13 protein-coding genes, 1 tRNA gene and 1 pseudogene are annotated in these 20,897 nt (G+C 60.5%); 8 read left to right on the forward strand and 7 right to left on the reverse strand.

The genetic code is table 11. The annotated features are described in order from the left end of the window. Positions 1 to 35 precede the first annotated feature (35 nt). Both VGG64_26885 and VGG64_26890 read right to left on the reverse strand, forming a co-directional pair. On the reverse strand, positions 36 to 995 hold the full coding sequence (locus VGG64_26885; protein ID HEY1603259.1) for a prenyltransferase/squalene oxidase repeat-containing protein: 960 nt from the start codon (positions 993 to 995) through the stop codon (positions 36 to 38). Between the two features lie 70 nt (positions 996 to 1,065). After that, positions 1,066 to 6,072, reverse strand: a complete 5,007-nt coding sequence (locus VGG64_26890; GenBank protein ID HEY1603260.1) for a PQQ-binding-like beta-propeller repeat protein — start codon at positions 6,070 to 6,072, stop codon at positions 1,066 to 1,068. Positions 6,073 to 6,777: 705 nt separating this feature from the next. Here VGG64_26890 and VGG64_26895 point away from each other — a divergent pair. Continuing rightward, entirely contained in the window at positions 6,778 to 7,314 is a 537-nt protein-coding gene (locus tag VGG64_26895; GenBank protein HEY1603261.1) for an HU family DNA-binding protein, read from the forward strand. 220 nt (positions 7,315 to 7,534) lie between these two features. On the opposite strand, the gene VGG64_26900 is transcribed toward VGG64_26895, so the two are convergent. The 4 genes from VGG64_26900 to VGG64_26915 all read right to left on the reverse strand — a co-directional run bounded on the left by VGG64_26900 (position 7,535) and on the right by VGG64_26915 (position 12,347). Further along, a complete protein-coding gene (locus VGG64_26900; GenBank protein HEY1603262.1) occupies positions 7,535 to 8,317 on the reverse strand; it encodes an SDR family oxidoreductase in 783 nt (260 codons plus the stop codon). Between the two features lie 33 nt (positions 8,318 to 8,350). Continuing rightward, positions 8,351 to 9,793, reverse strand: coding sequence for a decarboxylating NADP(+)-dependent phosphogluconate dehydrogenase (gnd, locus tag VGG64_26905; protein HEY1603263.1), 1,443 nt, complete (start codon positions 9,791 to 9,793; stop codon positions 8,351 to 8,353). Between the two features lie 140 nt (positions 9,794 to 9,933). Further along, positions 9,934 to 10,800, reverse strand: a complete 867-nt coding sequence (locus tag VGG64_26910; protein HEY1603264.1) for an HAD hydrolase-like protein — start codon at positions 10,798 to 10,800, stop codon at positions 9,934 to 9,936. A 257-nt stretch (positions 10,801 to 11,057) separates the two neighbouring features. Then, the gene (locus VGG64_26915; protein ID HEY1603265.1) at positions 11,058 to 12,347 is read right to left on the reverse strand and encodes a diphosphate--fructose-6-phosphate 1-phosphotransferase; all 1,290 of its coding nucleotides are present in this window, start codon (positions 12,345 to 12,347) and stop codon (positions 11,058 to 11,060) included. Positions 12,348 to 12,754: 407 nt separating this feature from the next. Here VGG64_26915 and VGG64_26920 point away from each other — a divergent pair, with 407 nt between their 5' ends. Continuing rightward, complete coding sequence (locus tag VGG64_26920; protein HEY1603266.1) at positions 12,755 to 13,291, forward strand: GNAT family N-acetyltransferase; 537 nt, start codon at positions 12,755 to 12,757, stop codon at positions 13,289 to 13,291. Positions 13,292 to 13,311: 20 nt separating this feature from the next. Here the strand turns inward: VGG64_26920 and VGG64_26925 are convergent, their stop codons facing one another. Beyond that, the gene (locus VGG64_26925) at positions 13,312 to 13,647 is read right to left on the reverse strand and encodes a hypothetical protein (protein HEY1603267.1); all 336 of its coding nucleotides are present in this window, start codon (positions 13,645 to 13,647) and stop codon (positions 13,312 to 13,314) included. Between the two features lie 662 nt (positions 13,648 to 14,309). On the opposite strand from VGG64_26925, the gene VGG64_26930 reads away from it, so the two are divergent. The 6 genes and pseudogenes from VGG64_26930 (at position 14,310) to VGG64_26955 (ending at position 20,872) form a co-directional block, all read left to right on the forward strand. Beyond that, positions 14,310 to 14,381 (forward strand) — tRNA-Cys (locus VGG64_26930). 339 nt (positions 14,382 to 14,720) lie between these two features. Further along, positions 14,721 to 14,957, forward strand: coding sequence for a hypothetical protein (locus VGG64_26935; GenBank protein HEY1603268.1), 237 nt, complete (start codon positions 14,721 to 14,723; stop codon positions 14,955 to 14,957). Positions 14,958 to 15,037: 80 nt separating this feature from the next. Further along, the gene (locus VGG64_26940) at positions 15,038 to 16,300 is read left to right on the forward strand and encodes a dockerin type I domain-containing protein (protein ID HEY1603269.1); all 1,263 of its coding nucleotides are present in this window, start codon (positions 15,038 to 15,040) and stop codon (positions 16,298 to 16,300) included. A gap of 5 nt (positions 16,301 to 16,305) precedes the next feature. Then, positions 16,306 to 16,464 (forward strand): annotated as a pseudogene (locus VGG64_26945) (IS3 family transposase). Positions 16,465 to 16,547: 83 nt separating this feature from the next. Next, positions 16,548 to 17,333, forward strand: coding sequence for an alpha/beta fold hydrolase (locus tag VGG64_26950; GenBank protein ID HEY1603270.1), 786 nt, complete (start codon positions 16,548 to 16,550; stop codon positions 17,331 to 17,333). A gap of 422 nt (positions 17,334 to 17,755) precedes the next feature. After that, positions 17,756 to 20,872 (forward strand): DUF1553 domain-containing protein, encoded by a 3,117-nt coding sequence (locus tag VGG64_26955; GenBank protein HEY1603271.1) that lies wholly within the window; start codon positions 17,756 to 17,758, stop codon positions 20,870 to 20,872. Positions 20,873 to 20,897: the final 25 nt, after the last annotated feature.

Genomic DNA, 20,897 nt, shown 5'->3' on the forward strand with positions numbered 1-20,897 from the left:
TTCGACTTGTCGAATCCGTCGCGCACGGAGCGGATCTAACGCTGGTAGATCGGCAGCATGGCGTCTTCCAATTGCAGGATGGTCAGGTTGATCGCGGTCGTGTAAATCGCGCCGATGTAGCCCTGTCCCCACGACCCGTTGGGACTCGCCTCGGAAACGATGCGGTTGTAAATCTTGTCACGGTATTCAGACCAGGTTTGCTCTCCCTCGCGGTATTTGACCTGGGCGTAGTAGTAGTGCGCGTAGTGCCAGTGGCCGAATCCCTCGTTGCCGATATTGGCCAGGTTCCGGTTGGCGTATTCCAGCAGCTTGGGGACGTAGTCGCTGTCGTAGTCCCCCGCATTGAAGAGACACGCGATCGCCGCCGCGGTAATCGCCGGGCGTCCCCCGCCGCCCTTGGAACTGTACTGCACTCCCCCGTCCGGCAGGGTGCACTGGCTGATGTATTTAATGGCTTTGTCGATTATCTCTTTGGGAACAGGAATGCCGGCGTTGCGGCAGCCGCGCAACCCTTGCACCTGGGTAATCGTGGTCGAGCCCTCGTCGAAATCGTGTCCGTCCTTAGCACTGACATAGCCCCAGCCGCCGGCCTGCGTTTGGGCCTCGCCGGTAAATTGCACGGCCTTGGTTAGGACCTCGATGAGGGTCTCGCGGCGGTCGAGGTCTTCTTCTTCGCCCAACACCTGAGACAAAAACAGCATCGAATAGCCATGGCCGTAGGTGTATCGATCGTCCCGTGCCTCGCCGATCAGGCCATTGGCGCGCGAGCGGCTGACCAGGTAATCGACCGCGCGGCGGATATTTGCCGCGTAACGGCCCTGTGTCGTCGTCGACCCTTCGGCCAACAGCGACATGCCAGCCAATGCCGTCATGGCCGTCGCATAGCGCCCGTCGGTCGCTGTCCAATGGCCAAGGCGCGATTGCGAATTGGCCACCCACTCCAGCCCACGATGCACAGCAGCGCGAACCTTCGGATCTTGGATCGACTTGGCCATCGCCCTCTCGGGCAGGGCCAATGCGATGACCGCAGCGATCAACACGAAAAGTTGTTGGCGTTTGTTCATATCACTCATCCCTCGGATTGAGCGGTGTCTGCAGAGGCGTGACAGATTCAAACCAATTCTGCAGCCCGCGCAATACGGCCCTGCCGGCTTTTCGTGCGTCGGAGTCCGTGCTCGTATTTTCGGGATTTGGTTCCTCGGGGACAGGCTTGCCGGTAAACGTGAGCCGGATCGTCGCGCCCTGGGTTTTCAGGAAGACCTGGTGATGTTCCGGATCCCCTTCAATGTCGAGTCCTTGCTGTATCGGCTGGGGGAGAACCTCTTGATGGACGACCTTGCCGGTTCGTTTGTCGAGGAACACCAACTCGGCCTCGGTGGGTTGCTGACGATTCTTGCGCGCGTTGTCGGTAACGAGTGTCGCGAACGTCAGCACCGGCAGCGCCGACGGCTGGCTGAGGAGCAGACCACGCCTGTCGACGGCGAGCGAGCCGATCTTTTTGCCAGACTGACGATCGAATACATAGACATGTCCGGAGATGAGCGGGTTACCGATACCCGCGGTCAGCGATTGCCGATTGATATTCGCGCGGCCAGGCAAAATCGGATGGCTGGCGGCTACGATGTACCGGTCGGGCGATCTTAGGACGTAAATCTCGCTTAAATTCGGCTCGGGCGACAGCTTCTCCTCGATCAATGGTTTGCCGTCGGCGAGCGACAAGAGCACGAAACTTCCATTGGGCGTCATCACACCAATCGCCTCGGTGCCGACGACCCAGGCCCGCGCATTAGTGGTGAACTCGCGTCGCCAGATTTCTTTCTCTTCCCAGGGGTCGGAGAATCTTACGATGGACTTGCCGTTTTCGATTGCCCAACTAGCGATCCGGCGTCCGAGCGTGACCATTCGGCCGCTCGACGCGGGGACTTTGCGCCGGCCGAGTTCTTTGCCGTCGAGCGGTCGGACGACGAGTGCGTCCTCGCTGTTGGGCGGCACGATGAACAACATCTCGTCGTCGCCAAAGAGGTCGCTGCCAGGTTCCGTGTCGCTACGCACCCAGAGGGATTCGCCGGTCAGTGGGCGCACGGCGATTACGGACCGCATCCGCTGGTAACAGGCCATGTCCGAAGTTACCGGTCCGATACCTCCTAGCGGTCGCCCCAAATGATCGGCGACGACCAGCCGGGGTACGGCCCACGGCACTTGCACGATGAGCGGTTGCGCCTGGAAAGCCATCGTCGGACTGCGATCGATCAGATCGTGACGCCACAGCACCCGAGCGCCGTCGTTGTTACCAGACCCCAGCGAGTCGATGGCCAGAATCTGATTTCCCATCGAAACCAGCACCACGTGGCCGTTGACCCGGGCCGGGTTCATCTGACCATTGCCGAAAAACGTGGCGTTCATGCCGGCCTGGTTGGGGTCGCGCAATGGCACCCGCCAACGCTCGTGCCCCAATCCGTCCACGCCCACCAGGGACTGTTGCTGCTGGTCGATACACAGGTTCGAAAACTCGTAGAAGGGCCCCAACGGCCCGCTGAGCTCCAGCGCAAAATGTCGCGTCAGGACTCCTGGCGCTGCCTTGCCGTCTTCGCGCTCGACAACGCCGATGGGCCAGGGATCGCCCGGTTCGAGGAAGCGGCAGACGTCGGCCGTCTCGGCAATTTCACTCACCAGTTGGCGGCCGGTCTTGCCGTCCAGGCATTCGACATCTGCAAATCGATCGGCGAGCCGACGATAGTACAACGCGGCATCGTCCGGACGTTTGACCGTGGTCAGCAGGGCGGCATAGCGGGCCGTAGCGGCCGCCGCGCGCGGGATATCGGTCGACAATTCCAGTTGACGCAACAATTGCTCGGCTTCGGCATACGCTTCCTCTTCGATCAGCCGATTGGCCAGTTTCTCGCGGGCGATGTCAGCATTCGGCAAGGCGCCGTAGAAAGCCAGGAAGTTACGCAAAGGCGCCGATCCGGCGGCCTGCACGGCCCGTTCGAGCCGCGCGGCGACCTCGCGGTCCATCTCGTTACGTTCGCTCGCCGTGGCCGTCTCGCTCAATTCTCTCAGCCGTGCCTGAACCCAGCGATCGCGGCGGACAGACAATGCATGGTCGACCCGTTCCAGGTCGTCAGCGCCTCCTTCGAGTTGCGCCATCCGGGAGTAGGCGGCAAACGCTTCGGGCACGTTTCCGCAGGCCTGCCAACCGAGGGCCGCCAGGCGGAGAAACGCGTTACGCTGAGCGGTTTGATCGATCAGTCTTTCGATATCGGCCAGTTGCTGGCGATCTTGCGGGAAATCAACACGCATACCCTCGAGCAAGGCATCGACCAATAAATCCCGTGTGCGCGGATCGGGGTTCACGGCAAATGACAGCCGCAAGCTGTCGGTCGCACCGCGAAAATCTCCGTCGTCCAGCAGCAACTCGCCGCGCCGTGCCAGCGCGCTGGCATCATTCGGGTTGGCGGCCACGGCGGCCGTGATCTGCTGCCACAAATCATCACGCTGATCGAACCGCTCGATCACGTCGATGTTTTGCGAAATCACGGCCCCGCGGTGGCAGATCAAGTTGCCCGGTATGGTGCCGCTCCGCGATTTGGCGCGGGCCACGATCCGGCCCGCATCGACATCGATCGCGGCGACCTCGGCCGTGGTCAGCGGCAAATGGTAGCGACGGCCATTGAAGAACCCTCGCCCACTCGGCACGCTCCCCGTGGGCAGCGGCAAGTTCTGCTCGGGCCAGGCGGACAACCCATCGCTGAGCGACAGATCGCGCACGCTGTTGCGACCAATCACCAGCACCCGATCGTCGTGTACGCAGCCGATGTACAAGCCGTCCTCGCGAGGTTTCTGCCAGATGGGCTTGCCGTCTAGCAGGTTCAAGCAATGCAGTTGGTTCGACTCCGGCGGCGTGAGCAGCACTTTGCCGCCGGCGATCGTGACGCTGGCGTCCATCCAACGACCGTTGCCGTTGGGATTGTGCGGACCGATCGCCGGATTGCGAATCATTCCCAGTCGCGCGACGTCGGGCGAGTTCATGTCGGTACGCGTGTACTGGTATCCCCACAACAACGAGCGTGTCGTCAGGTCCAGTGCCACGACTGCTCCCGATGAAGTCGGGCAGACCAGCACGCCATCCGAATACGACGGCGAAAGGCCTGTCGTGCGGCGCAGTTGTTCGGCGCCCCAATTCTCGATGACCGCCAACTGTTGCGACCACTCGAGCTTGCCTGTTTTGGCGTCGATGGCAGCCAGGCGAATTTCGCCTTTCAGCTCGGTCAGGGCGAATACCTTGTCCCCGAGCGGCAAGGGAGCGCCGAGAAAGAACGCGCCGGCCAGTTCCGATTGCGCCTCGCCCTGGGGGCCGCCAGCCTCCCAGGTCAGCTTGCCTTCGGTGGCGATGTCGTAGGCCGCCAGGCGGTTGAAGGATCGCGGACCCATCGGCTGGGGAACTTTGCGACCATTGGGCAGCACGACTAACCGCTGCTCGGGCAGGTTCATGCCGGCGTCGAGATCTTCGACACAAAACACGCGCTGGCCATCGCTGCTGATGGCTCCAAACGTCGAGTCTTCCCACAGCCGATGTCCCAGCCAGCGTGGGCCGACCGAGATCGCGGCGTTGACGATCATGCGGCCATTTCCCAAACGGCCGATCTGGTTCATGTTGGTATTCGTAGCTGCCCCGGGGTCAAGTAGCTGGCGGATCGAAGGATCGACCGGGCCGCGCCAAACACGTTTACCCGTGGCAAAGTTGATCGCTACCAGCCCGCCAATCGAGCGCATGAAGACATAATCCTTCACGGCGATGGGCTGCAGGCTGCACAGCAGCGTTCCCCCCTGATCCTGGGACGACTCGCGCACCTGGCTGACCATGCCTTCGATGGCGCCGCCATTTTCGTCGGCAGTGGGTACTCCCCAACGACGGCTGAGCAGCGGGCTGCTGCCATTGCTGATCGTGTTACGGCTGGCACTGCCGCGGAACATGGCCCACTGTTCGCCGTCGTCGACCTGCGTCGACAACCGCGCGCCGGCCACTTGCGCAAGCCAGGACAGCGCCTCGTCGTCGCGATGAAACAATGGGATCGCCTTACCGCCGACCATGACCTTAGCTGTGCGGACTTGTGCGGGTAGGTTTCGTAACGTTTCCTGGGCCTTGTCGTTCATACCGGCCTGCAGCCAACAGGCCGCCAACTGGATCGACAGTGTGGGCTCGAACTGGGCGGCGCCCGGCGTTCCGTACAGTCGTTTCAACGATAGCGCCGCGGTCATGGGGTGCCCGCGATCGAGCTGTTGCAGCGCCAGCACGTACGTTGCCTCGTAGCCGGCCTTGGTATGGAAGAACCTTCTCGATACTTCGGCCAGCGCGGCGGGATCTCCTTTGGCGACTGCGGCGTCGAGTTGTTGGCGCGCCGTGGCCCCGTAGAGTAGCTCGTAACTGGTGCGACCCTCACTGGGTAATTCGCCAATCAGCCGTTGCGCTTCGGCCTTCAGACTGCGATGGATCGGTTCGTCGCGCTTCGGCTGAAAGAAAAAGTCTTCCGGTCCTTCCAGGATGTCTCCCAACAAGCGGGCGGCTTCGCCGAAGCGCTTTTCCTCGAGCAGCTCTTGCGCCTTGGAAAGGCGTTGCAAGGTGGCGCGATCAGCGGGAAAGAAAACTGGCTCGTCCTCGCCGGCTTCGGCGGTGCGATTGATTCCCACCCGCACGCGTCCGTTGAATTGCAGGCCGCGCATCTGAAGTTGACCCGGCAGCGGGCGCGCCTGGGGCGGTGGGGCGGCCTTTTGTTGGGCCTCTTCCTGCTGTCTTTTGCGTAGCGCTTCGCGCGCTTTTTCGAGCGCCCCGGCGCCATTATCTTCTGCCTCGGGATCGGCCGCGGGAGTTGGCGCCGCGGGCTTGGTGGGCGCAGGCTTCGAATCGGCAGGCTTAGCATCGCCTGGCTTGGGTGTTTCGGCCGCGGGTTTTTCAGCGGCAGGCTGAGGAGCGTCCTCGCCCCAGGCACTCGCAAGGTTGCCGGCCCATAGTGCCGAGGCAGCCAGCAGCGCCGCGCAGGCCGTCCGCAAGCTCATGCATCCACCCTGATCCATGGCGTCTTTCCTTTATTGCCGATCTACTAGCCGAAACCTTCTGCCGGTTAGCGCACCGCCAAACGACCCATCAGATTTCGGAAACTCCGTTCGACCGCGGCGGTTTCGATCAGCAAAGCCAATGCCAAGGGAAGCAATCTGCGATTGCCAAGATTCCCGCGCGGGCAAAAACACGTTCCCCAATTGATTCAATGCCAGCAAAGTCTGCCCCGATTAACAAGTTCAACCGTTCGACCCACCGGCTACCGGTTCAGACCAAAGTTAGGTGATTTGACCTAATGCCTGACAACCATACCTCCCGCCGTACATCCCTTTACGCAGGTCACTGGCCGCGCGGAGGACTTGGCCACAAGTTTGCTCTAAGTGGCCGCTGCGACGTAAGATAAGCCTTAGCAATATCTTACATGACGGTCCGCGGAGCGGCAAGTTTCTGGCGGCCGTACGACGCCCCGGCGACGGGTCGGCAAAGTGATAATCGGCCCGTCGAAGCAGACAATACGGGTGGGATGTTACCCGAGTGGTTCGCGGCAGATGGCCAACAATCGCTCGGTCGCTGCGGGCCCGGTTTGCATCGTGGCCGTGATCGCACATGAATGGCGAAACGTCGTCCAAATGTCATGGAACGTCCATCTCTGAAACGCCCCGCGGCGGCCGACTGTGCCCAATTTGCGCGCTTCCGAAAGTGCATGTTGCATGGGTTGCGCCATGCTCCGACCATGTCTGCGGGGGCCGGGTTGGGGCAGTTTTGCATGGCAAAACGTGGTATTTCCCGGGAATATTGCCACCTTTCTGAAAATTTCCCGGGTTTTTTGGGTTGCTTTTTTGTTTTGGTCTATTTTTAATCATCCGATCGCCACCGCGGCGGTCAAAGTTCCAGTCACCATTTGCAAGGAGGTTCACCCCGTCATGGCGAAAGCCACTGCAACCGCTGCCAAGAAAGCGCCCAGCAAGAGCGAGACCCTGAACAACATTTCCGCCGCCACCGGTGTCAGCCGGAAGGACGTGTCGGCCGTTCTGGAGACCCTCGCCGGCGAAGTGCGCAAGGCTCTCGGAAACCGTGGACCGGGCGTGTTCGCCGTTCCCGGACTGGTCAAGATCACCAAGAAGAAGGTGCCGGCTCGCTCGGCCAAGAAGAACGTCCCGAACCCGTTCAAGCCGGGAGAGACGATGGACGTCAAGGCGCGTCCGGCCTACAACAAGGTCGCCATTCGCGCTCTGAAAAACCTCAAGGACATGGTCTAAGTCGACCCGATCTCAACCGATCGGTCCGCAACGATCACGCCCTAGGCGGAATCGCACTTGCGACCGCTCGTCCGTGGGCTCGCCGTTGGTGTTCTCCTTAATCGGAGCTCGCTAGGCAGCATACGGTCGAGCGGTCGCTTTTTTTTCGCGCTGCCCGTGCGACGCAGGTCGAGGTAGGGGTGGGCGTCGCCTTCGATTTTCGGCACGAGTCGATAGCTCGTCAAAAACGCATGGCCGTGAAGCCGCCGTCCACGTAATAGGCCGCACCGGTAATGAAGCTACCTGCGGTGCGCGAGAGCAGCAAAAGCGCTGTACCGACCAACTCTTCCGGCTTGCCGAAACGGGCCATCGGAGTCTGCTGCATGATACTCGTCGTGCGCTCGGCGTCGAGGATCTTGCGGTTCTGCTCAGCGGGAAAAAAACCGGGGCAGAGAGCGTTCACCCGCACGCCATGTGGCGCAAACTCGCGGGCCACATTGCGGGTAAGGTTCACCACAGCCGCCTTCGAGGCCGAGTAGGCGAACACCTTCGATAACGGACGGTCGGCCGTTACGCTGGCGATATTCAGAATCGCTCCGCCTCCGGTTGCGGTCATATGGCCGCCAAAAATTTGGCAGCCGAGGTGAACCGCGGTGAGATTGTTCGCCAACACGAAGTTCCAATCCTCGTCGCGGACGTCAGCATAACTGCTGGCCGAGTTGACGCCGGCGCCATTGATCAGCATGTCGACGCGGCCCTGTTGTGAGAGGGCCGCGTCCAATAACGCCTCGACAGAGGACCGCTCGCTCACTTCCACCGGCAGGAATGAAGCCTTGCCCCCCGCCTCATGAATCAGCCGCACGCGCTCTTCACCACGCTCGCGATTACGGCCGGCCACAACGATCGTGGCCCCCGCCTGGGCAAGCCCTTGGCACAACGCGCCCCCCAACACGCCCGTACCGCCGGTGACGACGGCCACCTGGCCTGCGAGACTGAACAGCTCTTCCAGAAACGGATTGGCCATGGTCGTAGTCGATGCCGGGTAAGAAATGTTCAATCAATCTTTCGGAGGTCGGCGCAGGCTGAGCCAATCCGTGTGGAACATGCCTGGCTTATCGACGCGGGCGTAGGTATGCGCGCCGAAGTAGTCACGCTGCGCTTGCAATAGGTTGGCCGGCAATCGTTCGCTGCGGTAACCATCGTAATAGGTCAACGCGGTCGTCAGTGCAGGGACCGGCACGCCCAACTCCATCGACGTGGCCGCCACGTGCCGCCAGGCTTCCTGCGCGTGACCGACGACTTCAGTGAAATAGGGTGCCAACAGCAGGTTTTCGAGATGAGCGTTCGCGTCGAAGGCTTCCTTGATACGGTCCAAAAACCGTGCCCTGATGATGCACCCCCCCCGCCATAGCAAGGCGATGTTGCCGCAGTTGAGCGACCAATCGTGCTCTTTGGCCGCCGCTTGCATCTGCACAAAGCCTTGTGCGTAGCTGCAAATCTTCGACGCGTACAAGGCCCGACGCACTTGCTCGACGAACTTCTCACGGTCGCCAGTGTACTTCGTCTTCGGTGCGGGCAAGACCTTGCTGGCCCGCACACGCTGCTCCCTGAGGGCCGACAGACTGCGGGCGTAGACGGCCTCGGTAACCAAAGTACTTGGCACGCCCAGGTCGAGCGCCAGCTGGCTCATCCACTTGCCGGTTCCTTTGGCCCCGGCGGTATCCAGAATCATGTCGACCAGGAATTTGCCGGTGAGTTCGTCTTTGACGCTGAAGATGTCGCGGCTGATCTCGATCAAATAGCTGTCGAGATCGCCGCGGTTCCACTCGGCAAAGACGTCGTAGAGCTTGTCGTTCGACAAACCCAACACGTTGGCCAACAGCGAATAGGCCTCGCAAATCAACTGCATGTCGCCATATTCGATGCCGTTATGGACCATCTTCACATAGTGACCTGCGCCGCGCGGGCCGACCCACTCGCAGCAGGGAATGTCGTGGTTCGGACCCACCTTGGCGGCAATAGCCTGGAAGATCGGCTTCACCAGCGGCCACGCGGCCGGACTACCACCGGGCATCATGCTGGGGCCCTTGAGCGCACCTTCCTCACCGCCCGAGACGCCGGTGCCGATGAACAGCAGGCCCTTGGACTCGACGTACTTAGTGCGCCGCTCGGTGTCGGCATAGTGCGTGTTGCCGCCGTCGATGATGACATCGCCGGGCGAGAGTAATGGAATCAATTGCTCGATCACGGTGTCGACGGCCGGACCGGCCTTGATCATCAGCATCACTTTGCGCGGCTGCGCGAGGCTGGACACCAACTCTTCCACCGTATGGCAACCGACGACCTGCTTGCCTACGGCACGCTTGGCGACAAAGTCATCGACAACGCTGGTCGTACGGTTGAAGACGGCAATTCGGTAGCCCCGGCTTTCGATGTTCAGCGCCAGGTTCTCGCCCATCACGGCCAAGCCGATCAGGCCAATATCACACGGTTTGCTCATGGCAGTAGTCGATATTCAGTATTTGGTATTTAGGAGCGGACGCTGATCGCTGATTGTTGCGCGAAAAAGGAAACACAAGAAACTCGCGCAACGCAGGATGTGATACATACCCTCTCGTTGCATGAATAGCGCTCGTCATTTCAGTTGTTCACAGGCCACGGCGGCTTTTCCGGCAGGCATTTGTCGAACGCGGCCAGCAGTTTGGCTTGATACGCGCCAGCAAAGGTCTTGGCGAAGAAACGATCGATTCCTTCTTCGAAGAGCTGCCGCCAACTGGCTTCCTCGGCCCCCGGATTGATCGGAAAGAAAAGGGCGTGATTGGCGACCGCGGCTTTGTAGTCGCCCGGCGCGTCACCGACCATTAGTGTGTGATGTGCCGCGTACTTGGCCGCTGCGCCCAGGGTTTCTTTTTTGGTGCCGATTTCCTGCCCACAGATGGCGGCCACGTAAGAGTCGAGTCCGTGTTCTTCCCATTCGCGGTGCAATGCTTCGTTGGGTGTGGCCGAGATCACCAGCACATCGGCCTTGCCGCGCAACTTTTCCAGACACTCGCGTACAAAAGGAAAAGGCGGCACACCGCGCACCATGCCGGCGATCGTCTCATTGACGGCTTTCGACCAAGCCAACGCTTGCCGTAGATCGGCATCGCCCGTCTTTTCCACGGCCGCGGCCAGCGCCGGGTTGGCTTGCTTGGTCTCGACTTTCAGCCACTCGACCAGCCCGGCGGGAATGCGAATGCCGATTCCGCGCGCGGCCACCTCGGGCCGTTTGGCCAACCATTCGAGCGCCTCGATCAAAGCCGGAAAGCGATTGATGCCACGGCTCTTGGAATACAAGTTGACGAACTCGGCCGCCTCGCGCGCGTACTTGCTGACACCCTGCAGCTCATAACTGTTGATGATGTTCGGAATGAAGCACTCCTTGTGCTTCAGCTCCATTGTGTCGAACGCGCAGCCGTCGGAGTCGATGCCGACCAGAAACTCGTGCTTCTTGGTGATTTCAAACATGGAATATCTGCAAATCGTGTTTAAGCGTCACGTGATTAAAAAAATTGCTAGGGTCGAAATCACGCGCTCTGGTCCGACGAACAATCACGAGACAGGCCGCATATTTTCAAAAACAATTTAAACTGCGAATAACAGGAATAGAGGACAGAAGAACGGAAGGAATGACCGCGTCTTAGTGCTTTCACCGGTCTTTTGTTTTTATTCGTGTGATCCGTGGATCTCAATATTTGTCTTTGTGCGTTCCAGCACGCAGGCAATTATTTTCGATCCGCCTCGGGCACGTATTTCGGTAGCTTTTGTTCGGCGTAAATCGGCTCGAAACGGGTCAGCCGCTGACGACCAGCGATCATCGGCAGCGAGACCATGTCTTCGCCCACCAGCGGCCGCGCGTAACGCACGAAGTCGTCGGTAACGTCGCAGCCGTCGGCCGTGATCCATTGCTGTGGGAAGGTTCGCTCGCTGTTGGCCACCTCGGCGAGCGACACTTTGTCGTAGCGGGCCGAATAGATAGGCCCCGGCTCGCGCAGGATCGTCGCCATGAAGCCACTCTCGCCGCGCGCCGCCAGCAGGGCCGCCATCTGGCCGCTGCGATAGGCTTCTTCGAGGTCGACGGTCGAGGCATAAGCCATCGAGTGACGTTGGTCCGTGCCCGAGACGTTGCCGCGCGCCGCCCCCTTGGCTGCCAACCCGACGCGATTGAGATGATTGACGACCGTCTGCGCGACCGTCGTCTGGCTCGAGCTGAACATCACGTGGCCGAACGAGTCTTTGACTTCGCCCAGCTTTCCGACGTCGAAGCCTTCGCTTACGACAACCAGGCACCGCGCGGTTGCGCGCAATTGATCGTTCACCTGGTCGGTCAATTTCTCGAGCGTGCAAGAGCTTTCAGCCAGGTAGATTTTCAGCGGCATCTGCCGATCGGGGTCAGCCAATCGCGCCGCCGCCGGGATGAAACCGATCTTTCGGCCCATCGCTTGCATCACCAGGACGGGATCGGCCGGGCAGGAGCCGGCGTTTTCCTCGTTGGCGTTCTGGATCGAGTGCATCCAATATTTTGCTACCGAGCCGAAGCCCGGCGTGTGGTCGATCAGTTTGAATTCGCTGTCTCCCACGTCGTTGTCGATGGTCTTGGGCACCCCGACCGCGACCAGGTCGAGGCCGCGCTCATGGGCGAGCGCCGCGATCTTGTTGGCGGTGTCCATCGAATCGTTGCCGCCGATGTACAGGAAATAGCCCACGTGATGGGCGCGGAGCACATCGATGACGCGCTCGAAATCTTCCTTTTGACTGGCACGCAGCTTGTAACGACAGGTGCCGATCGAACCTGCCGCCGGCGTGCAACGCAACAGGGCCACTTCGTCGGCGGGCTGCGCCGAGAGATCCAGCAGTTCTTCCTTGAGGACCCCTTCGATCCCGTGCCTGCCGCCATAGACGGTGGCAATCTCGTTCAACTCGCGGGCCGTCTCGATGATGCCGCGCAGACTGTTGTTGATCACCGGGCTTGGCCCGCCGCTCTGCGCGACGACCATATTGCGGGGGCGACTCATGGTGTCGTATTACGATCCGTGGGTTTCGTGGATGAGCAGGGCAGCGGGGGGCGCGCCGGTTGCGGAGCCCGCATCGCCGCTGGCGGGCCGCTGAGGCCCGTATCAAAGCCCGCGATTGTAACGCGGGGCGCATCGGCAGACAACGATGGCAGGCTGTTTTACGCGACTACTGCCACCGCAGGCCCACAATAAGTATTGGTCCATCGGGCCACACGATTCGTGACCGTGTCGCGGTAAGAAAATGAACAGGCGAACCGCAGCGGGGACTTTGCCACAGCCTCGGGCTGCTTTGTCGGCTGGGGCGCGTATACTAACCGCTTGCGTGCCGCACTGGTGCATGTCCGCTGTCGACGGGCAGGAGTACCGTGCGTGCGACGGTCCCTAGTTCCTACGAGGCGAAATCGACAATGCTCACTGAAGTCACCACCTACTACCTGGAGCTTTCCGAACCTGCGGGTTTGCGTCCGGCGCGTGCGCCGGACGTGCCGCTGGAAATTCATCAGGTGCAGATTCCCCTGCCCGAGTTGAATCGATTCTTTTACGTTGCAGTCGGCCGCGACTGGCACTGGCGGGCAAGATTGAAATGGTCTCGCGAGCGTTGGTTGGAATACATGGGGCGCCCCGAACTGGAAACCTGGCTCGTCTTGGTTGCCGGCACGCCGGCCGGCTATTACGAACAGGAATTGCAGCCCGACGGCAATGCCGAAATCGTTAATTTCGGCATGCTGCCGGCCTTCGTCGGTCGCGGGCTTGGGGGCCATCTGCTCACGCATGCCGTCGAGCGCGGATGGGAGCGCGGCGCGAAACGCGTGTGGTTGCACACCTGCACGCTCGATCATCCTCGCGCGCTCGAGCATTACCTGGCACGCGGCTTTCGCCTATACGACGAGAAGACAATCGAGCGCGAAATCGACGCCGGACCGCAATCCTGGCCCGAGGTGTAATTCGGGCTTGGGCCGATCGCTCAGGCGGCGCGACGACGATTCGCATGTTGGGCCCGCTCGCGCATCAGGTCGCTGAGCACGCTCCGCACCACACGATCGTGAGCCCGTTCGCTTAGGGTGGATAACGCCAAACGGCCCAGATCTGGATGCGCTTGGGCGGCCACCGTGACTTGCGCCAACACGATCGGCCGCGCCTTGGCCCAGACGTAACCGCGAGCCTCGGCGTGCGTCATCAAGGCGACGCGTGGCTGGCAAATGTCGTGCAGCAGGCCATACGTTTGACGGCTAAGTTGCTGGGCCAGTTCGTCGATGAGTTGCGTGGCGCGCAGATCGGCCACGAAGCTGAAGAGTCCCATGGGGCCGGAATCCTTTCCAAAAAACGCCTTTGTCCTGCACACCCCCGAACGGCCGCCACGCGGTCTTGCGCGGGAGGTATTCGGTGGCTATGACACTCGATCCGACGCGACGGAGGATTCGCGACGGCAGGGCAGCGGCAATATTCTCTGCTGTTTCGATCCGTCGTTTCGGCGTCCTTGCCGGGACACGCCCGCGTCGCTGCGGGGAGCCCAAGACGATCCTTCTTTTCAACCAATCGATTCGGCGTGCGCGAATCTTCACTTCTTCTGCTAGCGTCAGCAGAGTCGTACCAAAAAGTGCGCGGAAAGGCTCAAGTGCGAGCAGCGCGACTAAAGAGTGACGACGGAACCGACGGGCAGGAAACGTGTCGACTAGTCTGGCTGGCGAGCCAATTCAACCGGAGGGCTTTGACTATGAGATCACCACGTACTCCTCGCGGCCATGGTGCGCAGAGTGTCCTGGTTCATCTAGCCAGCGCGATGCGGTGCGTGCACAAAAACGAACGTGTGCGCAGCGGCCACGGCACACTTAACTGATATGCAGAAGGCCCCGCCGCAGATCAGCGTCGGATCCGGCAAGTAGTCGTAAGTAGTCGTAAGTAGCGGCGCCAGCTACCCTTGACCCACCCGAGCAGTTCCCCTAAGTTACCGAAGACTTTTTGGGCGCTGTAGCCAAGTGGCTAAGGCAGCGGATTGCAAATCCGCCACCGTGGGTTCGACTCCCACCAGCGCCTCTCATGAAAAAACGCCGGAATCCTCGGTAAATGTAAGGGTTCTGGCGTTTTTCGTGCGCTCGGCGGCCGATTGCCTAACTTACCAAGGTGGTCAGCAGTGGTCGCATTAGGCCTCCAAGTGCGCACAGGGTGATGGTCTGGCGATGGCGATCATGGGGACGATCTCCTTCAGTAGGTAGAGACCGCCCCAGCACGGAAGCGGTCGTGCTAAGGAATCACAACCGCTCCGCGACAGGCGAGAGCAGCGAGAGAGTGGGCAACTTGCTGGTCAGCTACGCGGGAACGGCACCACGCTAGGTGTTGGCGACGGGCAGCTGGGCGACTTCACGTCGACCGGACATGCTCGATCCATCAGCCAACCGCCGCGTGACGAACCGGACACACCGCAGTCGCACGGACCCCGAGGCCACGTTAGCCCAAAAGCGCGGCACTGCCCTCCAATTCAAGTATAAGGTGCATCAGACGATCGACGCCGAAAGCCGCGTCATACTCGACGCTGAAGTCACTATAGGCGGGCGGCACGACAACCAGCCGTATCTTGCCAACCCGCCGGTGGCCAAAAAGCGGTCGGCATAGCTTGAAACTGGCTTAGGGGAGTGTGAGAATACCAACGGTCAAAGTGGTTACTGTATCGCTGGATGTCACGGGGGTGGACCATGGATACCGATCTCGTCGACGCGCGCAGTGTGCCAATGAGCGAGAGTCGCTCGCGCGCTGCAACAGTGACGGGAACCAAAAGGCGCTTAATCGGCTGCGATGCGGTGGTGTGGCGCGCATTGCCCTGGCATCCGCGCGCTTGCATTTTGATCCTCACGGCCGGACTAAGTCTCGCGGAACTGGCCGCGACCTCAAGCGGGCAGATCTTCATATCCAACAACGACTTCGGAATACAAGGAGTGGGACCGCGGATCGGTGAGTACACGTTTACGGGAGCGACCGTCAACCCGCAACTTGTCGGCGGATATGCATCGGGTCTGAACGATCCCGAGGGGCTTGCCGAATCGGGCGGAGACGTGTTTGTCGCCAACTACACGGCCGGCACAATCGGGGAATATACGACGTTGGGCGCCACTGTGAACCCGGCGCTCGTTTCAGGACTCGTTGGTCCCCTGAACATCGCGGTCGACGGCGGTTACATCTATGTCATCAATGCGTTAGGAAATGTCGGCGAATACACGACCTCGGGTGCCGTAGTAAATCCGACGCTGCTCAAATTCGCCGGGAACGACCCGGTAGGAATTGCCGCGTATGGCGGCAATCTGTATACCAACGACTTGCTCAATCATACGGTCAGCGAGTACACATCAGCAGGTGTGCCTGTCAATACGTCGCTGATAACGGGAATCTTTGGGTACGCGATTGCTGTGGCGAACGGAAATATTTTCGTCGCGAACTCGGCCACGACAGTCGGTGAATACACATTGTCCGGGGCAGTTGTGAACGCGTCGCTGATCAGCGGCGTTCTTACTCCGCCGTCTATCGCAGTGCTCGGCAACGACGTTTTTGTCATGAGCGACACAAACAACTATTACGGCATTGTCGGCGAATACACCACCGCTGGCGCGACGGTGAACGCCTCGTTGATCTCGAATTTTTATTTGGGTCATGGTGCAGGGATGACCGTGGTGGCGCCGTTTGCCGGCGACGTTAATTACGACGGAATCGTCAACGGACTGGATATCAATTCGATTGCCAACCACTGGCTGCAAACCGGCCCTAATACGGCCGACGCCAACTTTGACGGCATCGTTAACGGGCTGGACGTGGCGCTCGTCGCCGGCAACTGGCTGAGCACGATCGCCGGTGGAGTTAGCGGCGGGACCGCCGTTCCCGAGCCGTCAACTCTCATACTGAGTGCGCTCGGCGGCCTCGCATTGGCAGCGCGCCGACGACACCTCGCTTGGCGTATGGCCCCCTAAAGCGCCTATCAACCCAGTACGGTCGGTACGGCTATCGGCGTATTACTGCGCTGCTTCAGCGGGAACGGTGGCGTGTGAACCACAAGCGTGTCGAGCGACTGTGGCGACTGGAGGGCCTTAACGTGCCCAAACGGCAGCCGAAACGACGACAGGCAGTATGGGTGGGGCCGACCGGCGACGAAGCGCTCGGCAACATGGATCTTGCTGCAACGGCGGAGTCATGACAGAGCCCTCCCGCGAAATCACCATGCTCACGACGCGAAGCGGCATCCGCTTTGGTATCCTAGGTGAGAAGCGCACTGCTCCTGCTCCGACATTACTTATCCTGGCAAACTCGACGGCCGGGACGTTGGGCGATCCCTATTTTCTGCAGGCCGGCAGGCTGCTCTCTCCGCAAGGCTACTTGTGCGTTTCCCTGGATCTGCCGTGTCATGGTGAGCAGCAACGCGACGGAGAGCCAGAGGGCCTGCGAGGCTGGCGTCATCGGTTCGACGTTGGCGAGCCGTTCCTCGCCGAGTTCGTCGCCCGCGCAAGCGAAGTGCTCGAACATCTGGTGCAGGAGCACTACACCCAACCGGCAAAAATCGCTGTGACGGCCACATCACGCGGAGGTTTTGCGGCCTTGCACCTGATGGCGTCCAACGCGCGCATCAAGTGCGCCGCACTCATATGCCCAGTGACCAATCTGGCGGCGCTGGAAGAGTTTCACACCGTCCGGGAGTCTAAGCAAGCTGCGGCGCTATCAATGCTTAACGCCATGAATCTGGCCGATACATTGGCAGGCCGCCCGCTGTGGATCGTCATTGGCGATCGGGACGAGCGTGTTGATACGGACCAGACGATAGCGCTCGCGCGCAAACTGTCCGCCAGTGCACACACGCAGCAGCGCGCATCGCAGGTCGAGTTGCACGTACTATCCGAACCCCGCGGTCACACCACACCTGCTGGGGCCGTAGAAGCGAGCGCCACGTGGATCGAGCAACAGATGAACGTCGACGATCACCATACCCCAATGCCCCGGCAGACCAACTAGGTTACCCCCATCCGGGCGAAAGTGACCGTTGCGCGCTGCGTTTTAGCTTCACTCCCCAGGCGATTGGCTCGCGGATTCGCGCGGCTTAAATGATGACCTCTCATGGCGAGGGTATACTACCCTCTATGCCTAATGATGTCTGCACACGACTCCGGAACGTTCGGCGAGTTGAAAAACTGCCGATGGGGCGTGGCAATCGCATGGGATCGAGATTCATAAATAGCTCCCGATTGCCATGCAGCGCGAAGAACGTAACCGTCATGGGAACGAGAGCCGCTGCGCGGTGGCCGACCGTCGATGCGCAACAAGCCGACTGCCTATCCGCGATGAACCCAAAATCGGCTCGCCAGCGGCCACACTCCTGCTTTGCGCGAGCTTGTTTGCTTGCGTCTACTCTCACCGTTGTGCTGACAGCGGGCGCCATGTTCGCTGCCGACAGTGCGCCTGTTCCGCAAATACAGTTCAACCGAGATGTCCGGCCAATCCTTTCTGACAAATGCTTTCACTGTCACGGTCCAGACGCCAAAAAGCGCGAAGCCGACCTTCGGCTCGACGTGCGCGATGTGGCCGTAACAGCCGGCGCAATTGTTCCACACAAGCCGGATGAAAGTGCGCTCTTGCGACGCATTACAAGCAGTGACGACGACGAGCGCATGCCTCCCAACGCGGCCAAGCTCGAACGGCTCACGGAGCCCGAGGTGCAAACCCTACGTCGTTGGATCGAACAAGGGGCAGAATATGAAAACCATTGGAGCTTTATTCCGCTACAAGCTGTCGCTGTGCCAGGCACAGGCGAGGCAAGCCCGATCGATTCTCTGATCAACGTTAGCCTCGCGAAGCGCGGCGTTGCACAGCAACCGGAAGCCGACCGCCACACACTCATTCGGCGTTTGAGCTTCGATCTGACGGGACTGCCCCCTTCGCCGCAGGAGATCATAGCCTTTGTCAACGACAAGGAGCCCGCTGCCTACGAGCGATTGGTAGACCGACTGCTCGCCTCTGAGCATTACGGCGAGCGCATGGCGGTCGATTGGCTAGACACGGCCCGTTACGCCGATAGCTACGGCTTCCAAGTCGATCGCGAGCGCGAAGTGTGGCCGTGGCGCGACTGGGTCGTGCGTGCCTTCAACGCCAACATGCCACTGGATCAGTTCATCGTCTGGCAACTTGCCGGCGACCTGTTGCCCGCGGCTACCGACGAGCAGATTCTTGCCACGGCCTTCAACCGATTGCACCAGCAAGAGTCGGAGGGGGGGAGCGTCGAAGAGGAGTATCGCGTCGAGTACGTCTGCGACCGCGTGCAAACATTTGCCACGACGTTTCTCGGGCTCACCTTCGAATGCGCGCGCTGCCACGATCACAAGTATGACCCGATAACACAGCGCGAGTACTATCAGTTTTTCTCGCTGTTTCAGAACATCGACGAAGCGGGCGTCTACTCCTATTTCACGCCATCGATTCCAACGCCGACGCTCTTGCTGTCAGACGCCACGGCCAAGGAACGTCTGGCATCCCTCGAGGCTCAGGTCGCCGAGCAAGTTTCAAAATTGCGCACCCTGCGCGATTCGCGCCGTGAGTTCTTCGCCCACTGGCTGGCGGATTCTGGCCGACAAATCGGCGACCCCGTCAAACCAAACTCGGCCGATACTTCTTCGGCGACCTTTGCTTGGGGAGAGATTGCACGGTTCGACTTCGAGATGCTCGACAAGGACAAACTCGCCAACACGGTCGAGGCTGGCAAACCGGCCGTGCTGAAGGGGGATAACAAGCTCGTTCCTGGCCGGCATGGGCAGGCGGCGCAGTTCACAGGGGATGATCCGATCGATCTCCCCTCGGGGAATTTCGCACGCCACGAACCATTTTCAGTGTCGCTGTGGATGCAGACTCCGGATTTTAAGGACCGGGCCGTGGTATTTCACCGCTCGCGCGCCTGGACCGATTCCGGTAGCCGTGGCTACGAATTACTGATCGAAGCCGGCCGCTTGAAATGGTCGCTGATCCACTTCTGGCCTGGCAATGCTATCTCGATTGTCGCCGTCGATCCCTTGCCGCTCAAAGAGTGGGTACACGTTACGGTCGTGTCGGATGGCAGCAGTCGCGCTGCGGGATTGCGGATGTTCGTCAATGGCATCCCCGCCAAGGTCGTGATCGTCAAAGACAATTTGCACAAAGAAATCACCGGCGGGGGGGGCGATAACATCGCGCTCGGCGAGCGTTTCCGCGATCGCGGATTCAAGGGTGGACTCATCGACGAGTTCCGCGTCTTCTCGCGCGAGCTGTCTGCGCTCGAGGCACTCGAGCCGTTCGACGCAGCGGCCGGGAAAGCCATCTTGGTCAAGCCCAGCGCGATGCTCACCGAGGACGAGCGAGAACTCCTATTTGACTACTACCTCGCATCCCGCGATGAACCGTGGCGAGGTCAGCTAGACGCACTACGGGCGGCGCGCGGTGAGCTAACGAAGTTCGCCGACGGCATCAAAGAAATTATGGTGATGCGAGAGTTGCCGGAACCGAAGAGCGCATATGTGCTATTTCGTGGCGAGTATGCCGAACGACGCGATGAAGTAGCAGCCGGCACGCCGGCCGCGCTGCTGCCCCTGCTGCCCGAGGCGCCGCGCAATCGGCTGGGGCTCGCCCAGTGGTTGACCGATCGACGTCACCCGCTCACGGCGCGCGTCGTGGTCAATCGCGTCTGGCAGTCACTGTTTGGCAGAGGACTAGTGGCAACAGCCGAGAATTTCGGCAGCCAGGGATCGCGGGCTCTTTATCCGGAAGTGCTGGACTTGTTATCGCTGCGGCTAATCGATGGCGGCTGGAATATGAAGGAACTAATAAAGTCGATCGTCACAAGTCACACATATCGGCAACAGAGTTTTGCTGATGCAAGGTTGATGGCGGACGATCCCGACAATGAGCTGCTAGGGCGCGGCCCGCGGCTCCGCTTGCCAGCCGAAATGATTCGCGACAATGCGCTGGCAGCCGCCGGCCTGCTCAAACGTCAGCTCGGCGGAGCGCCAGTAAATCCGTATGAGATGAGCGAGTCGTTCAAGCCCGTGCAGGCGAGCGAAGGCGACGGCGTTTACCGACGCAGCCTCTATACAAACTGGCGCCGCACCGGCCCGCCGCCCGCCTTGGTCGCCTTCGACGCGCCCCGGCGTGCGGTGTGCATCGCCAAGCGCGACAGGACCGATACACCGCTGCAAGCTTTGATTCTGCTAAATGGCGTGCAATTCGTAGAGGCGGCCCACGTGCTGGGGGAATCGCTCTATCGCGATTCCCAGGGGAACGTACCGCTGATGATCGAACAAGGTTTTCTGCGCTGCTTGAGCCGCCTACCCGACGAACGTGAAGTCCAAATCCTGGTCCGGCTCTATCAAGAACAGCTCGAACACTTCACGGCGCATCAGGCCGACGCCGAGCAACTGCTCAAGATCGGCAAGGCTCCGCATGACGCTATGATCCCGGTTGCCGCTGCCGCGGCCGCCACTGTACTTTCGCAGACGTTGCTTAACCATGATGAATGCGTTGTGAAGCGATAAAAGTGCTCCACAAACGTTTTGGTAT

This window comes from Pirellulales bacterium (assembly GCA_036490175.1).
In the GTDB taxonomy this organism is placed as follows: Bacteria; Planctomycetota; Planctomycetia; order Pirellulales; family JACPPG01; genus JACPPG01.

Bases quoted from the DNA above. Each gene is read 5' to 3' on its own strand.
- VGG64_26955 (HEY1603271.1), top strand. From the start codon at position 17,756: ATGTTCGCTGCCGACAGTGCGCCTGTTCCGCAAATACAGTTCAACCGA.
- VGG64_26895 (HEY1603261.1), top strand. From the start codon at position 6,778: ATGCTCCGACCATGTCTGCGGGGGCCGGGTTGGGGCAGTTTTGCATGG.
- VGG64_26920 (HEY1603266.1), top strand. From the start codon at position 12,755: ATGCTCACTGAAGTCACCACCTACTACCTGGAGCTTTCCGAACCTGCG.
- VGG64_26900 (HEY1603262.1), bottom strand. From the start codon at position 8,317: ATGGCCAATCCGTTTCTGGAAGAGCTGTTCAGTCTCGCAGGCCAGGTG.
- VGG64_26885 (HEY1603259.1), bottom strand. From the start codon at position 995: ATGGCCAAGTCGATCCAAGATCCGAAGGTTCGCGCTGCTGTGCATCGT.
- VGG64_26915 (HEY1603265.1), bottom strand. From the start codon at position 12,347: ATGAGTCGCCCCCGCAATATGGTCGTCGCGCAGAGCGGCGGGCCAAGC.
- gnd (HEY1603263.1), bottom strand. From the start codon at position 9,793: ATGAGCAAACCGTGTGATATTGGCCTGATCGGCTTGGCCGTGATGGGC.
- VGG64_26935 (HEY1603268.1), top strand. From the start codon at position 14,721: ATGCTCGATCCATCAGCCAACCGCCGCGTGACGAACCGGACACACCGC.
- VGG64_26890 (HEY1603260.1), bottom strand. From the start codon at position 6,072: ATGGATCAGGGTGGATGCATGAGCTTGCGGACGGCCTGCGCGGCGCTG.
- VGG64_26910 (HEY1603264.1), bottom strand. From the start codon at position 10,800: ATGTTTGAAATCACCAAGAAGCACGAGTTTCTGGTCGGCATCGACTCC.
- VGG64_26925 (HEY1603267.1), bottom strand. From the start codon at position 13,647: ATGGGACTCTTCAGCTTCGTGGCCGATCTGCGCGCCACGCAACTCATC.
- VGG64_26940 (HEY1603269.1), top strand. From the start codon at position 15,038: ATGGATACCGATCTCGTCGACGCGCGCAGTGTGCCAATGAGCGAGAGT.
- VGG64_26950 (HEY1603270.1), top strand. From the start codon at position 16,548: ATGCTCACGACGCGAAGCGGCATCCGCTTTGGTATCCTAGGTGAGAAG.